General features: G+C 45.6%; 12 protein-coding genes. 4 read left to right on the plus strand and 8 right to left on the minus strand.

What is annotated here, in order from left to right:
• Positions 1-377: 377 nt before the first annotated feature.
• The 4 genes from BGL89_RS02865 to BGL89_RS02880 all read right to left on the minus strand — a co-directional run bounded on the left by BGL89_RS02865 (position 378) and on the right by BGL89_RS02880 (position 5,900).
• The gene (locus tag BGL89_RS02865; RefSeq protein ID WP_286824341.1) at positions 378-1,376 is read right to left on the minus strand and encodes an ABC transporter ATP-binding protein; all 999 of its coding nucleotides are present in this window, start codon (positions 1,374-1,376) and stop codon (positions 378-380) included.
• 47 nt (positions 1,377-1,423) lie between these two features.
• Complete coding sequence (locus BGL89_RS02870; RefSeq protein WP_286824342.1) at positions 1,424-3,430, minus strand: ABC transporter ATP-binding/substrate-binding protein; 2,007 nt, start codon at positions 3,428-3,430, stop codon at positions 1,424-1,426.
• Between the two features lie 161 nt (positions 3,431-3,591).
• Positions 3,592-4,419, minus strand: coding sequence for a nitrate ABC transporter permease (gene ntrB, locus BGL89_RS02875; protein WP_286824343.1), 828 nt, complete (start codon positions 4,417-4,419; stop codon positions 3,592-3,594).
• A gap of 158 nt (positions 4,420-4,577) precedes the next feature.
• A complete protein-coding gene (locus BGL89_RS02880) occupies positions 4,578-5,900 on the minus strand; it encodes a CmpA/NrtA family ABC transporter substrate-binding protein (RefSeq protein ID WP_286824344.1) in 1,323 nt (440 codons plus the stop codon).
• 1,127 nt (positions 5,901-7,027) lie between these two features.
• On the opposite strand from BGL89_RS02880, the gene BGL89_RS02885 reads away from it, so the two are divergent.
• Positions 7,028-8,194 carry a cysteine desulfurase family protein gene (locus tag BGL89_RS02885; RefSeq protein WP_286824345.1) on the plus strand — a complete coding sequence of 389 codons (1,167 nt, stop codon included), beginning with the start codon at positions 7,028-7,030 and terminating at the stop codon, positions 8,192-8,194.
• A 1-nt stretch (position 8,195) separates the two neighbouring features.
• Here BGL89_RS02885 and BGL89_RS02890 read toward each other — a convergent pair whose 3' ends face one another.
• Positions 8,196-8,393 carry a hypothetical protein gene (locus BGL89_RS02890; protein ID WP_286824346.1) on the minus strand — a complete coding sequence of 66 codons (198 nt, stop codon included), beginning with the start codon at positions 8,391-8,393 and terminating at the stop codon, positions 8,196-8,198.
• Positions 8,394-8,657: 264 nt separating this feature from the next.
• On the opposite strand from BGL89_RS02890, the gene BGL89_RS02895 reads away from it, so the two are divergent.
• Complete coding sequence (locus BGL89_RS02895; RefSeq protein ID WP_286824347.1) at positions 8,658-9,599, plus strand: TIGR04168 family protein; 942 nt, start codon at positions 8,658-8,660, stop codon at positions 9,597-9,599.
• Positions 9,600-9,726: 127 nt separating this feature from the next.
• On the opposite strand, the gene BGL89_RS02900 is transcribed toward BGL89_RS02895, so the two are convergent.
• Both BGL89_RS02900 and BGL89_RS02905 read right to left on the minus strand, forming a co-directional pair.
• A complete protein-coding gene (locus BGL89_RS02900) occupies positions 9,727-10,668 on the minus strand; it encodes a hypothetical protein (protein ID WP_286824352.1) in 942 nt (313 codons plus the stop codon).
• A gap of 133 nt (positions 10,669-10,801) precedes the next feature.
• Complete coding sequence (locus BGL89_RS02905; RefSeq protein ID WP_286824348.1) at positions 10,802-11,344, minus strand: NUDIX hydrolase; 543 nt, start codon at positions 11,342-11,344, stop codon at positions 10,802-10,804.
• Between the two features lie 107 nt (positions 11,345-11,451).
• On the opposite strand from BGL89_RS02905, the gene ylqF reads away from it, so the two are divergent.
• Positions 11,452-12,291: a ribosome biogenesis GTPase YlqF gene (gene ylqF / locus BGL89_RS02910; RefSeq protein ID WP_286824349.1), complete on the plus strand. Its 840-nt coding sequence runs from the start codon at positions 11,452-11,454 to the stop codon at positions 12,289-12,291.
• A 161-nt stretch (positions 12,292-12,452) separates the two neighbouring features.
• On the plus strand, positions 12,453-13,937 hold the full coding sequence (locus BGL89_RS02915; RefSeq protein ID WP_286824350.1) for a glutamate synthase subunit beta: 1,485 nt from the start codon (positions 12,453-12,455) through the stop codon (positions 13,935-13,937).
• Positions 13,938-14,094: 157 nt separating this feature from the next.
• On the opposite strand, the gene rpaA is transcribed toward BGL89_RS02915, so the two are convergent.
• Positions 14,095-14,835, minus strand: a complete 741-nt coding sequence (gene rpaA / locus BGL89_RS02920; RefSeq protein WP_286824351.1) for a two component system response regulator RpaA — start codon at positions 14,833-14,835, stop codon at positions 14,095-14,097.
• Positions 14,836-15,031: the final 196 nt, after the last annotated feature.

Raw genomic sequence — 15,031 nt, forward strand, 5'->3', positions numbered from 1 at the left:
TCTGTTTGTTTTGATCAATATCCGACTTTAACTGATGAGCTTTCCTCTGTCAAGCTTTTCAGGTGATGCACTTCAGACTTGAATCGGCGCTCTCCCCAACGATATCGGTGATAAATCGGTCTTTGAACATCTTAATCATTGATGAACTCTCCAGAGATTAATCGGAAAATATTCGGGCAATTAAGAGTGATCAGTAAACAGTAATCAGTAATCAGTGAAAAGACAGTAGGAAACTTCTATTTAGGGTTTGCGGCAAAAAGTTTTCCCTGGGGGTAGGGTGTGGGGTGTGGGGTGTGGGGAGCTTTTTAAGTAAACAGTAAACTTAAAACTCAAATCTGATAACTGATAACTGATAACTGATAACTGATAACTGTTACTTATTTGGGGGCCTCGATGGTAGGGGGATTAGCAGTATTGGGAGTCTTGCTAGTGAACATTTGTATTAGACTAAAACCGACAAAAGCGAGTAAGGCTATGCCACCAATAGTAGTAACAATTTTACCGACGAGATTTTCTGTGCGGGGTTCTTCGGGGGCATCCTCGTTGGGGTCCTCCGAATGGGCAAAACGATTGTAGAGGAAATCGAGGGCTTCATTGCGGAGTTCGTAGTAACGGGGATCTTCGGTGATTTGGGAACGAACCCGGGGACGAGCAAAAGGCATCTTTAACACCTCACCGATTTTAGCGCTCGGGCCGTTGGTCATCATCACCAAGCGATCGCACAAGAACAAAGCCTCATCGATATCGTGGGTAATCATCAACACGGTTAACTGGTGTTCTTGCCAGATTTTCAGCAATTCTTCCTGTAATTCCTCTTTGGTGATCGCATCTAAGGCCCCAAAGGGTTCATCGAGGATGAGGACTTGGGGACGAATGGCCAGGGCGCGGGCGATCGCAACCCGTTGTTTCATGCCTCCCGATAACTGGGGGGGTTTTTTCTGGGCTGCTTCTGTCAATCCCACTAAGGATAGATTTTCTTCCACGATCTTCACCTTCTCAGCCTGAGTTTTTTGGGGATAAACCGAATTAACGCCGATATAAACGTTCTCAAAGGCAGTTTTCCAGGGCAAAAGTGAATAATTTTGGAATACCATCATCCGGTCTGGTCCTGGTTCCTTAACCTCTTTGTCCTGTAGTAGCACTTGCCCACGACTAGGAGAAGAAAGCCCCGCCACCATATCTAAAAGGGTCGATTTACCGCAGCCGGAGTGACCGATAATGCAGACAAATTCCCCCTCATTGACTTGCAGATCCACACCGTCTAAAACGGTGTAAACCCCTTCGGGGGAGGGGTATTCTTTGGCAACATTACTAACTAATAAAAAAGGCTGGGTGGTGGTGCTGGAATTCACGGTCTTATCGGTAAAAGTTTGCATAATTCGTCCTAGATTTATTTTAAGGTGGGCTTTGCCCACCACAACCATTAATTAGCGACAGGATCATCGAGGAGAACTTCCGAGACGCGATAATTGCGACGGATCGAAAAACGTTCCAGATAGCCGATCGGATCGTCGGGATTGAAAATAAGATGATCAAAGAGGGCGAAACTGTGGCGATCGGGTTCCAAATCGGGAATGCCCAGGAACCTGCAAGCTTCGCCAAACAGATCGGGACGACGGACGCGTTCAATCACTTCCACCCAGTTGCGGGGGAAAGGCGCGTAACCCCAACGGGCAAGCTGAGTTAGGGTCCATAGGGCCTCACTCCGGCCCGGACAGTTAGCTTGATCGACGTAAAACTGGTTAAATCGGAATAGGGGTTCGGGGGCAGTTCCTAAACCGCGATCGTAACCATCGAGGAAACCGGGGCGGATAATTGCGCTATCCACGCCCACATACTGGGGCTGACTGAGAATATTAACGATATCTTCTCGATTACGCTGATCATCGCAGTATTCACAGGCTTTAATTAAAGCTTTGACCATGGCGATATGGGTTTCGGGATGTTTCGCCGCCCAAGTTTCCTTGACCCCGAGGACTTTTTCCTGGTGTCCGGGCCAAATATCAAGATCGGTGGCGATAACGTAGCCTAATTTTTCCTGAACGGCGTAGGAGTTCCAGGGTTCCCCCACACAATAACCGTCGATCTTACCTGCTTTTAGCAGGGAAACCATCTGAGGCGGCGGAATTACGGTTAAATTCACATCACTATCGGGATCGATGTCGCCACTAGCTAACCAGTAGCGTAACAGCAGATTGTGCATGGAGGCGGGGTGAACCATGCCGAAAGTGGCGATTTGGTCGGGACTTTGCAGGAGGGCCTCCTTTAAGTCGCCCAGTTTTTCTACCCCCAATTCCCTGTATTTATTGCTGAGGGTGATGGCGTTACCGTTGCGACTGAGTACTAAAGCGCTAATCACGGGGACAGAGGGCTTATTGCCAGCGCCAATGGTCATACTGAGGGGCATTCCCGCCACCATCTGGGCCGCATCGAGACGACCGGTAGCTACCCCTTTGGCGATCGCTTTCCAGCTGGGTTCCCTTTGCAGGACAACACCCTCTAATCCTTCCTCGGCGAAGAAACCTTTCTCTTGGGCGATAATAATCGGGGCGCAATCGGTGAGGGGGATAAAACCGATGGTGGGATTGGTTTTCAGTCCAGGAGCCTTGGCTATAACCGTCACCGGCCCGGTTGGTCGACCGACTTTCTTCGATCGCTTCTGTTGGTTGAGGAAATAAACGATCTCGTTACGGAGGGAGTAGTAACTAGGGTGATTAACTACTTCCAAACGATGCCGGGGCCTGGGAATGGGAACATCGAGAATCTGACCGATATGGGCCTCTGGTCCGGTGGTTAACATCACCACTCGATCGGATAGTAATAGGGCCTCATCCACATCGTGCGTGACCATGATACAGGTAACGTGGCTTTCCTCGACGATTTCCATCAAACGTTCCTGTAAATTGCCTCTGGTTAACGCATCCAGTGCCCCAAAGGGTTCATCGAGTAGCAGGACTTTTGGCCGTAGGGCTAAAGCTCGGGCGATCGCTACCCGTTGTTTCATGCCTCCCGATAATTCTCCCGGTCGTTTGTTGGCGGCATGGCGCAGGTGTACCATATCGATACTATGTTCGATGACACTTTTGCGTTCAGCGGCCGGCAGATGACGCAGCACACGGTTAACTCCTAGGGCGATATTTTCCCGGACGGTTAACCAAGGCAGCAGAGAATAATTCTGGAAGACCACCATGCGATCGGGACCGGGGTCTTTAATTTCTCTTCCCTCTAAAATCACCCCCCCCACCGTGGGGCGATCGAGTCCGGCGACCATATTTAAGAGGGTGGATTTCCCACAACCGGAGTGACCGATTAAAGAGATAAATTCCCCTTTAGTAACGCTGAGATCGATATTTTTTAGGGCGATATATTGACGGCCATCGGGGAGAGGGAAAACCTTATCAATGTGATCGACTTCAATAAATGCAGACATTTTCAGTTATCAGTTATCAGTTATCAGTTATCAGTTATCAGTTATCAGTTATCAGTTATCAGTTATCAGATGTGAGTTTTTAGTTTACTGTTTACTGTTTACTTAAAAAGCTCCCCACACCCCACACCCTGCCCCCACCGAAAAACTTTTTGCCGCAAACCCTATTTATTTTCTTCGGGTACAACTAATTTAGCGATGTAGGCCATGAGGCGATCAAGTAAGAACCCAACAATACCCACATAAATCAGGGCGAGGATAATTTCACTGATCATGGAACTATTCCAAGCATCCCAGATAAAGAAGCCAATTCCCACGCCACCGATCAGCATTTCCGCCGCTACAATTGCCAACCAAGATAAACCGATACCGATTCTTAATCCCGTGAAAACGTAGGGAACGGTGGCGGGAAAAAGAATATTGAAAAAGTATTCAACTTTGGATAATTTCAGCACTCTAGAGACGTTTTTATAGTCTTGGGGAACCTGTTGTACTCCCACGGCTGTATTAATAATAATTGGCCAAATTGCTGTAATAAAAATTACAAATATGGCACTAGGTTCGTTATTGCGAAAAGCCGCTAGGGAGATGGGTAGCCAAGCTAGGGGGGGAACGGTACGCAGGATTTGGAAAATCGGATCGATCGCATCATAAACTAGGGCGCTGCTACCGATTAAAATTCCTACGGCGATGCCGACAATAGCCGCTAGGGTAAAACCGACGGCCACCCGTTGTAAACTAGCGAAAATTTGCCAGAATAACCCCACATCCGTGCCACCATTATTGAAGAAGGGATTAATAATTAATTCCCAGGTCTCACTAACAACTTTGGTGGGACTAGGAAGGGGGGCATCGGGACTAAAACAGAGAATTTGCCAGATGAGGAGAAAAATTAATAAAGCAATCACCGAAGTTGCTAGTTTGGGTAATTTTTTTTGCAGGTCTTTTACCCATTTCGGACTGTGAGAACGACGAGAAATAGAAACAGCCATAATCAGTTATCAGTTATCAGTTATCAGTGGTTGAGTTATCAGTGGTTCAGTGATCAGCATTGCTCTTGGCTTGATCCGCAAGAATTTTAGTTATCAGTTATTAATTACCAGTTGTCAGAAAATCATCTTTAACTGTTGACTGATTACTGATCACTGATTTAAACCTTTTTAATCTTGAGAGATTTCAGGTAAGCGGTGGGATTTTCGGGATCAAATTTCACACCATCGAAGAATGTTTCCACGCCCCGAGAGGTAGAGGTGGGAATTTGATCGGCCGGAACATTGAGGGCTGTGGCGGCTTCTCTCCAGATATCTTCCCGGTTAACTTTATCAACTAAAGCTTTGATGTCCGTATCGGCGGGAATATAGCCCCAACGGATGTCTTCAGTCACAAACCAAGTATCATGACTCTTGTAGGGATAGGAAGCGTTATCGCGCCAGAATTTCATGGCTAAGGGGCTATTTTCGATTTTGCGACCATCACCGAAATCGATATTACCTTGCATTCTTCCCAAGATATCGGCGGGGTCAATTTTCAGCCATTCCCGTCCTGCAATGATCTCGCACATTTCCTTAACATTAGCGGGATCATTGCACCATTGTTGCGCCTCCAGAACAGCCATGGTTAAAGCTTTTGCCGCTTTGGGATTTTTATCCACCCAATCGGCGCGTAAAGCGAAGGCTTTTTCGGGATGGTCTTTCCAGAGTTCCCCAGTAATCAGGGCGCTATAACCGAGTTTTTTGTTAACCAATTGGGCGTTCCAAGGTTCCCCCACACAGAAAGCTTGCATCGTGCCGACTTTCATGTTAGCCACCATTTGTGGGGGGGGAACAACAATTAAGGATAGGTCTTTATTCGGATCGATACCACTGGTGGCTAACCAATAGCGCATCCAGAGATCGTGATTACCACCGGGGAAAGTGACGGCGGCTTTAACTTCTTTGCCCGCAGATTTAGCTTTAGCGAAGGATTCTTTGAGTACACCGCTATCGAGGGCCACTTTCAGGTCTGCATATTCGTTAGAAATGGAAATCGCTTGACCGTTGGTATTCAAACGCGCCAGGATATACATCGGTACTGGCTGTTTGGTGATTTTGCCCAAGGTCATTAGGTAGGGTATGGGGGATAAAATATGCGCCCCATCGATACCGTTACCCGCCGAACCTAATTCTAGGTTATCCCGGGTGGCAGCCCAAGAGGCTTGTTTCATCACTTGCACATCGGGCATCCCGTGTTTAGCGAATAAACCTTTTTCTTTGGCGATAATTAAGGGGGCAGCGTCGGTGAGGGCAATAAAACCTAGTTTAGCGGTGGTGACTTCGGGAGTTTCTCCACCCGCAACGGGGGAAGCGGCAGGACTACCGGCGGGGGAGGGACTGGTGGCGGTATTATTGGGAGTGGTGCAACCGTGGAGAATTGCCGTTCCTACGGCAGTTGCCCCAGCAGCAAAGATAAATCTACGTCTAGAAAGTTTACTCATGGTCCAATAAATCGTGATTAGAAACTAAACAAAGGTGATGAAACGGTGAAAAATTCTCATGACTTCCCCTAACTGACCGCGGTGATAACCGAGAAAATTTCTTTAAAGTAACTGTTGATTCAGTAAGGATGCTGTAACTATTTTTATCTCTTGATCGCTTTTGCTTGTCCATCTACAGAGATTTAGCAATAGTTTTTGTCTAAGAGATTTTTTCCGTAAGCATAACAGTTTTGAGGAGTCGATAGATAGGGGCGGTTTTTAGTCATCTGGGTTAGAAAGATCACTTTATTTTAGGGTTATCACCGAAGCAATTAACTTAAATTTACAGTCTTCAACGGGAAAGATAGTATAGATTGTTACAAAATATTGTCAGCCATGTAATAACAGCATAAAAATTTGTCGGAAACGCATGGTGGGGCGATGGGGGTTTTTTAGCTATTTTGACTCAGTTATCAGATTTGAGTTTGCCGTTCACTGATTACCGGTTAATGTTTACCGATGACTGAAAAATCGCCGCAAGTATTAGCGACGCGACCAGCTTGAGACAATCTCTGTTATGCTTTGGAACTTGCCAAGGGCAAAAGCATATTATTATCGATCGATGTTTCCCCTTGATTAGATGCTTAGGGATATTGTCAATAGTGGGAGTTAGTCATCTGTGCCTATTTGATCGTTTGTCTTGATCACGATACTTTTAATCCTTCTGTCGCACCTATCCCAGACTCTTATCAAAAACTGGCTCTCCGGGATTCAGGAAAGGTCCGAAAAAATCTCTTAAATAACCTTCAATTATTCTACAGCGTTTTATCTGTTTTCATTTCATTTTAAGATGGCTCAAAGTTTCCCCGTTCCTCACTATCTTTCGGGTTTACTAGGCTTTTAGAACGGTTTTATGACTTTGATTGTTTACGATATTTGCTCTGTCTTTGGGATGACTTTTGCTGGTCTTCTGCCGAGATTGACACAAGAGAGGTAAAATCGACTCTGTGGGGATGCTTTAACCGGCATCTCTAATTTTTAATAGGGGATGATTTAACTGCTCCGACAATCGATCGAGTGTTAAACCTAAGCCGCTAAACTGAAAATAGCTGCTTGTCCTTGCTTCTTATCGGCCGGATTGTAAAATAATGCAAATTTATCTTGACTATAGCGCCACTACCCCCACTCATCCCCAAGTGATCGAGCGGGTTGCCACTATTCTCCGGCATGATTGGGGCAATCCCTCCAGTTTACACACTTGGGGACAGGATACGGCGACAGTCATCGAAATGGCCAGAGAACAGGTGGCAGGGTTAATTGATGCCAATCCGGACCAGATTATCTTCACTTCTGGCGGCACAGAAGCCGATAATTTAGCGATTATCGGGGTCGCTCAACAGTATAACCGCCCCCGTCATATTATTATTTCTAGTGTGGAACATTCGGCGATCGCTGAACCCTGTAAACAATTAGAGCAGCAAGGTTGGCAAATTACTCGTCTTCCCGTCAATCGTCAAGGTAGGGTCGATCCTTTAGACCTAAAAGCCGCAATTCAAAGCGATACGGTCTTAATTTCCATTATTTACGGACAAAGTGAGGTGGGAACCCTACAACCGATTGAAGAATTGGGCAGCATTGCCACAGAGAGGGGAGTTCTTTTTCACACCGACGCGGTGCAGGTGGCGGCAAGATGCGCCATTGATGTGCGGAAACTGCCGGTGGATTTATTATCTCTTTCTAGCCATAAAATTTATGGAATGCAAGGATCGGGAGCTTTATACATCAGAGCGGGTGTCGATATTTTACCATTACTGCGGGGCGGTGGTCAGGAAAAAGGTCTGCGATCAGGAACCCAAGCCGTACCAGCGATCGCATCTTTCGGTTTAGCGGCCGAATTAGCCCAAAAAGATTTAATTAGCGAAAAAATGCGTTTAATGGCCTTGCGAGATCGATTATTTGACCTCTTAGCCGATTATCCTTATCTGCTGCCCACGGGAGACCGATTCTATCGTTTACCCCACCACGTCAGCTTTATTGTCCGTCCAGACGATGACAGTCACATCACGGGAAAACAGCTAGTTCGTCAGCTTAATTTAGCAGGAATCGGCATTAGTTCTGGATCCGCCTGTCATAGTGGCAAACTCTCCCCCAGTCCAATTTTAAAAGCTATGGGCTACAGCGATCGAGAAGCATTAGCGGGAATTCGTTTAACCCTAGGAAGGGACACCAGCGCAGCCGATATCGATTGGACGGCTCTAGTATTAAAACAAGTGATCGATCGCTGTTTATCTGCTCTAATTGTTAGCAAGAGTTAGTTTATCCCTCAAATTGCCCTTCGATCAAGATAATTTCGCCAAAATCGGGAATCCATGCCACCCAACGGCCCTGATCCTGTTCACAGAGTAGTAGCGCTTCATCAAAGCTGTAGGGAGAGGGAAGCATTCTTAGTTGTACCCATGTATTTGCTTGGGGGCAAGTAACAACGGCAGTAGTGCGGGATTGTAGTAAGGACATACACAGATCACCCTGATAATTCTGTATCTAAATTTACAAAAAAAACCGATGACTGTGGGTAACTTTGTTTTAAATCTTTACCTTTTCAAGGGTGTGGGGTTTTACCCATTTTCATCTGTAACTGAATTTTCTGGCCGATTACGCCAATAGCCAGCACTTTTTGATGGCAAAAAAGCCTAAAGATATTATCCCACAAGGTTTTTAGATTTATTCGGCCAATCCTAGTTATGATCGTTACTGGTACATGATAGTTAATAACTGGTAATGGTAAGTTCTTTCCCTCGCACCTATAAAATCGCCGTCATCGGTGACGTTCACGACGAATGGGAAATAGAAGATAATTTAGCTCTAGAAGCTTTACAAGTCGATTTAGCCCTATTTGTCGGTGATTTTGGCAATGAATCCCTAGAAATTGTCGGTCGGATTGCTAGTTTGTCCTTACCAAAAGCCGTTATTCTCGGTAATCATGACGCTTGGTATAGCGCCACCTCCTGGGGACGAAAACAATGTCCGTACGATCGCGATCAAGAAGATCGTGTCACCGCCCAGTTAGAATTATTAGGGGTTGCTCATGTGGGTTACTCAAAACTAGACCTACCCGGTTTACAGCTTTCGATTGTTGGGGGTCGTCCCTTTACTTGGGGGGGGTCCGAGTGGAAAAATGGAGAATTTTTGCAAGAACGCTATAATATCAGCAATTTTGCCGAATCTACCGCCAAAATTATCGCTAATATTCAAGATACTGCCTATAATAACCTGATTTTTTTAGGTCACAATGGTCCGGCCGGACTGGGAAAGGAAGCGGAAGCTATCTGTGGTCGCGATTGGCAACCTTTGGGAGGGGACCACGGGGACCCCGATTTAGCAGCGGCCATCGAACAAGCACAGCTATTAGGAAAACAGGTTCCTCTCGTCAGTTTCGGTCATATGCACCACCGTCTCCGTCATACCACTTCCCGTTTACGCAATCCAGTGGTCACTTCCGAAATGGGAACCGTTTATTTGAATGCTGCTAGTGTCCCTCGCATTCTCCACTCCGATACGGGTAAATCTCGCAATTTTTCCCTAGTCACTCTTGAAGAAGGTCTAGTCACAGAAGCATCTTTAATCTGGTTGAACGATAATTTCGAGATTATCAGTAATAGAAAACTTTATCACTCCGGGTCATCAATCGATCGCCTATCCGTTCCATCTTGTTATTCTTAAGTTTTGAAAATAGACCTTTTCTTAATCTCATGCGGTACAATCACTAATATCAGTTATCAGATATGAGTGTTCAGTTCACTGATTACTGTTCACTGATTACTGATAACTGAAAAAAGCTCCCCACTTCCTATAGATAGTTAATTTTTTGAGCGATTAGAGGTAAAGCAAGAGCGATAGCAACACTAACTATCATACCGATAAAAGCTTTCAAGGCATCCCCTAAAACCAGTTTACCCGTGGCGGCTAAATTAGGGTTTTCTCTGGTTAAAGTCAGAGAAATTTCTCGACCTCCTAATAAACCTAAAAATACCCAAGTGGTACTCATGGGAATATGATTATAGCTAACAAAAAACAGTAAAATTAGTCCATAAATTAAGTTAATAATTGTTGCAGAACGCAGATCATGGGCGTTAGTTTTGCTAGTGACAATTTTCTCGATTTGACCCCCGTGATTAATAAAAATGATGGTTTGCAGGAGTAGCATAACTGTTAGAGATAAAACTAACCATGTTGCCGCTAACTTTCTGGGAAGATAGGCGAAAATATTAGCAAAATCTTGCATTAACCATTGACTCCAGAGAAACCCGGTGGATAACCACTGTAAAACTACCCAGATTTTTTGAGGTTCTTTATTAACTGTTTCTAGGAAAAAGTTTTCTAATTGATAAATAATTCGATAGATTACTAACCCCACTATAACAGCAATAGCATAACCCCAAGCGGATTTAACTAACATTTCATCTAGAGATTGGGGAGCAAAAACTGTTAAAACCAAAAAGGTTGTACTCACAGGTATTCCCCAAGTGGTGAGAATTAAAATTGCTAAGGGAGGAACGATATAAATCCAAGTAAAAGTTTCTGGGAAGGGAATCATTTCTAGTCGATTATAAGCCACATCTCCCTGATTAATATACCAACCAGCGATAAAAATCGAGGCTAAGATTATACTGGTGTACAGCCATAAAATCCACCAGGGACGTTCTTCATTGGCACTTAAAAAAGTCCCTAAAGTTTGTAGGGAATCGTTGGCAACAATCGCATAAGCTGATAGAATAAAGCCAGCAATCATCAAAAAATTACTCATAGACAAGTGAAAAAAAATAAAACTTAAAGTAATACAAATCCTGTTCAAACAGTAGAGAAAAGCGCCGAGGTAGGAGAGCGGGAAGTGGGGTAGTGGGGAAATTTCAACTAAAACCCTCTTAATTTTGCTTTAAAAAATCCCTCGCTAGATAGAAAGCAGCTAAACTACCGGAGACGGTAATTTCCTGGGGATTAATTTCCTGTAAAGGTCGAATAATAACTTCAATTTCCTCGGTAATATCTAACTTTTGTTGACCTGTGGGAGTAGCATTAAGAGCCAAAAAAATATGAATTCTGTTAGTATCTTTAACGGGATTATCGTACAAAACAGCCAGAGGTATTAGAGAATCACTTTGATAACCGGTTTCCTCCTCGAATTCCCGACGCGCTGCCGCAGTAATATTATCTTCACCCGCATCTACTGCTCCAGCGGGAAATTCCAATAAAATTTCCTTAACTCCGTGACGATATTGACGGACAAAAACCAATTGATTATCCCCAGTAACTGGAACAACTAAAACAATTTCAGGACGAATATTAACGAAATAATCATCGATAACTTGTCCAGAGGATAACCTCACCGCGTCTTGACGGACTTGACACCAACGATTCTGAAAAACTAGCTCGGATTTAATAATTTGCCATTTTTTTAAATTAGTCATCGACAATCCTGTTATAATTGCAGTGAAATTACTAAACTTTTTCTCAGATAATTATAGCTATCTAGGGACTATTCCTGATAAAATTTAATTTTATACTCCCATCTCCCATGTCGTTAATTCAATGGTATCCCGGTCATATTGCCAAAGCGGAAAGAAAACTCAAGGAACATCTTAAACTCGTGGATGTGGTCTTAGAAGTGCGCGATGCTCGCATTCCCTTAGCTTCCCATCATCCGCAGGTGGACGATTGGATTGGCAATAAACCGCGCTTGTTAATCTTAAATCGTCTCGATATGATTCCCGAATCTGCCCATCAACAATGGGTAACATGGTTTAAAAGTCAAGGAAAAACCGTCTATTTTACTAACGCTAAACAGGGAGAAAGAGTTAAAGCAATTATCAAAGCGGCGGAAAAAATTGGCGATGAAATTAACCAAAAACGCCAACTAAGAGGAATGTTACCGCGTCCAGTGCGCGCCGTGGTGATCGGGTTTCCCAATGTGGGCAAATCTGCCCTGATTAACCGTTTATTAGGGCGAAAAGTCGTCGCCAGCGCCCGCAGGGCCGGAGTAACGCGACAATTACAATGGGTACGAATTTCCGACACCTTAGAACTATTAGACGCGCCGGGGGTGATTCCTTCCCGTTTAGATAATCAAAGGGATGCGGTGAAATTAGCTATCTGTGAGGATATTGGCGATGCTGGTTATGATAACCAAAGGATAGCGGCGGCTTTTGTCGATTTATTAATAGAATTACAGTATGAAGGACTTTTACAATCTCGTTACGGGTTGAATACTCTAGACATGACCGGGGAAGATTTTATCGAAAAATTGGCCAATCTCAAATATCAAGAAGATAAAGAAAGGGCAGCCATGCAGTTACTCAATGATTTTCGTAAGGGAATAATCGGGGCTATCCCGTTAGAATTGCCCCCTTCCTCTTGAAATCGCCTGTTTTTAACTCAATAGTTAATTCCCGAATTTGTCAAAATTACCGCCTTTTAGTCCACTGAGCTGCCGATAAGATTAAAGAAATCGGTAAAGTTGCTAGGATCGATCGAACCCTGAAGGAAGATAGGGAATAAACGACACAGACAAAAAAGACTATGGGCAAACCGACTGGCTTTATCGAATTCCTGCGTGAACTTCCTTCCGAACTTACCCCTCTCGATCGCCTTCATAATTGGGATGAGTTTCATCTTCCCATGCCTGAGGATAAACTCCGCAATCAGGCCGCCCGTTGTATGGATTGTGGTACACCATTTTGTCACACCGGAACGCTCATTAGTGGCATGGCCAGTGGTTGCCCGATTAATAACCTGATTCCCGAATGGAATGATTTAATCTATCGAGGATTGTGGCGAGAAGCCCTCGATCGCCTTCATAAAACCAATAATTTCCCCGAATTTACCGGTAGAGTCTGCCCCGCTCCCTGTGAGGGTTCCTGTGTTCTCGGTATTCATAATCCCCCCGTTACAATCAAAAATATTGAATGTTCAATTATCGACAAAGGTTGGGAATCCGGTTGGATTACTGCCAATCCCCCCGCAATCCGTACCGGCAAAAAAGTGGCCGTAATTGGTTCAGGACCTGCGGGATTGGCGGCCGCCGACCAGTTAAATAAAGCCGGTCACTGGGTGACAGTTTATGAACGGGCCGACCGTCCCGGTGGCTTGTTGATGTACGGTATCCCCAACATGAAGTTAGATAAGGAAGAAGTGGTTCTGCGTCGTCTCCAGATACTCGCACAGGAAGGGGTAAAAATGGTCTGTAGCACGGAAGTGGGCAAGGATATCAGCGCCCAAGACCTATTAAACGAATACGATGCCGTCGTTATCTGTACCGGGGCCACCAAACCCCGGGATTTAAACATCGAAGGTCGCCAATTAAAGGGCATTCACTTCGCCATGGAGTTTCTCACCGCTAATACAAAGGCACTATTAGACGGACAGCCCGGGGAGGATTTGATCTCGGCCGCGGGTAAAGACGTGGTAATTATCGGCGGTGGCGACACGGGAACCGACTGTGTGGGGACTTCCCTGCGTCATAACTGCCGTAGCGTCACCCAATTAGAGATCATGCCGCAACCGCCCCGAGAACGGGCCGCCGATAATCCCTGGCCCGAATGGCCGAAAATCTACCGTCTGGACTATGGACAAGAGGAAGCGGCCGCGCGTTTTGGCGATGACCCCCGGGTTTATACCACCACGGCGACTAAATTCGAGGGGGATAGCGAGGGCAACGTCACAGGGATTCACACGGTACAGGTGGAATGGCAACGCAACGAAAAAGGGCAGTTTATCCCCCAACCGGTAGCAGGAACAGAAAAAGTCATCCCGACGCAATTGGTTCTATTAGCCATGGGATTTTTGGGACCAGAACAGCCTTTACTCGATGATTTAGGCTTAGAAAAGGATGCCCGCAGCAATATCAAGGCCGAACACGGTCAATTTGCCACTAGCTTACCGAAAGTCTTTGCAGCAGGGGATTGTCGTCGTGGTCAAAGTTTGGTGGTTTGGGCGATTAATGAAGGTCGCGGGGCCGCCAGGGAATGCGATCGCTTTTTGATGGGGGCGACGGACTTACCTTAAACCAGTAGTTACTGTTTTCCCCTTGTTATAGTCATGTCCAAAAAGAGGCCTCAGCCATAGCCATCAAAACCCAACCGCCGGTCAAACCCTCTCAATCTGAACAGGAGGAGCGAGGAAACAATTGTCCCTATTGCCTATCTAGACAATCGCTCCCTGTTTAAACCGTTGCCACCGATGAATCAAGCACCAACTGTTCATTGGTGGGTAACTCCAGACAATAACCCGCACCGTAAACGGTTTTAATATAGCGAGGATGACGGGGATCGGGTTCTAGTTTCGTTCTCAGATGGCGAATATGAACCCGAATAGTCTCGATATCATCATCGGGATCGTATCCCCAGACCTCCTTGAGAATATCACTAGGGGAAACGGTTTGACCGTGACGTTGGAGAAGACAGTGGAGTAACTCGAATTCTAGATGGGTTAACTTGACCACACTGTCAAACCAGACCGCCTCAAAACGTTCGGGAACAAGGGTTAAAGGTCCAAAACTGAGTATTTCTGAGTGTTTAGCGGCTTGGGGAATGCGATCGGTGCGTCTAAGGAGGGCGCGCACCCTAGCTAACATTTCCTCCACCTCGAAAGGTTTGGTCAGGTAATCATCAGCACCCGCATTAAAACCTTCCACTTTATCTTGGGTTTGTCCTAAGGCTGTGAGCATCAAAATCGGGATGTCGGACGTGCGTTCATCTCGTCGCAAACGCTGACAGACAGTAAAACCATCGACTTTGGGCAGCATTAAATCCAGCATGATTAAATCGGGTTGTAACTGGACGGCCAAGGCCTGGCCTTTAATCCCGTCCTCTGCCGGATTAACGTCATAACCCGCCATCTCCAAGTTGATGGAGACTAATTCCGCGATTGCAGGATCATCATCGATTACAAGTATTCGGGGCATTACCAGAGTGTTATGACTAAGGGTTTGAGTAGGGAGTTGCTAAATGTGTTCTTACTGACATTGCGACTAGAGCTTTGTCTCTCAAGGGCTTGAGTTTAGCACAACTTGACATCCTCGCCGCCGTAAAACGGACGGCGATTCCTCACCACGCCACTTTTTTAGGGTGGTCGCTGAACGGGGTTGACGCAGATAGCGA

It is taken from the genome of Microcystis sp. LSC13-02 (genome assembly GCA_002282935.1).
GTDB lineage: Bacteria > Cyanobacteriota > Cyanobacteriia > Cyanobacteriales > Microcystaceae > Microcystis.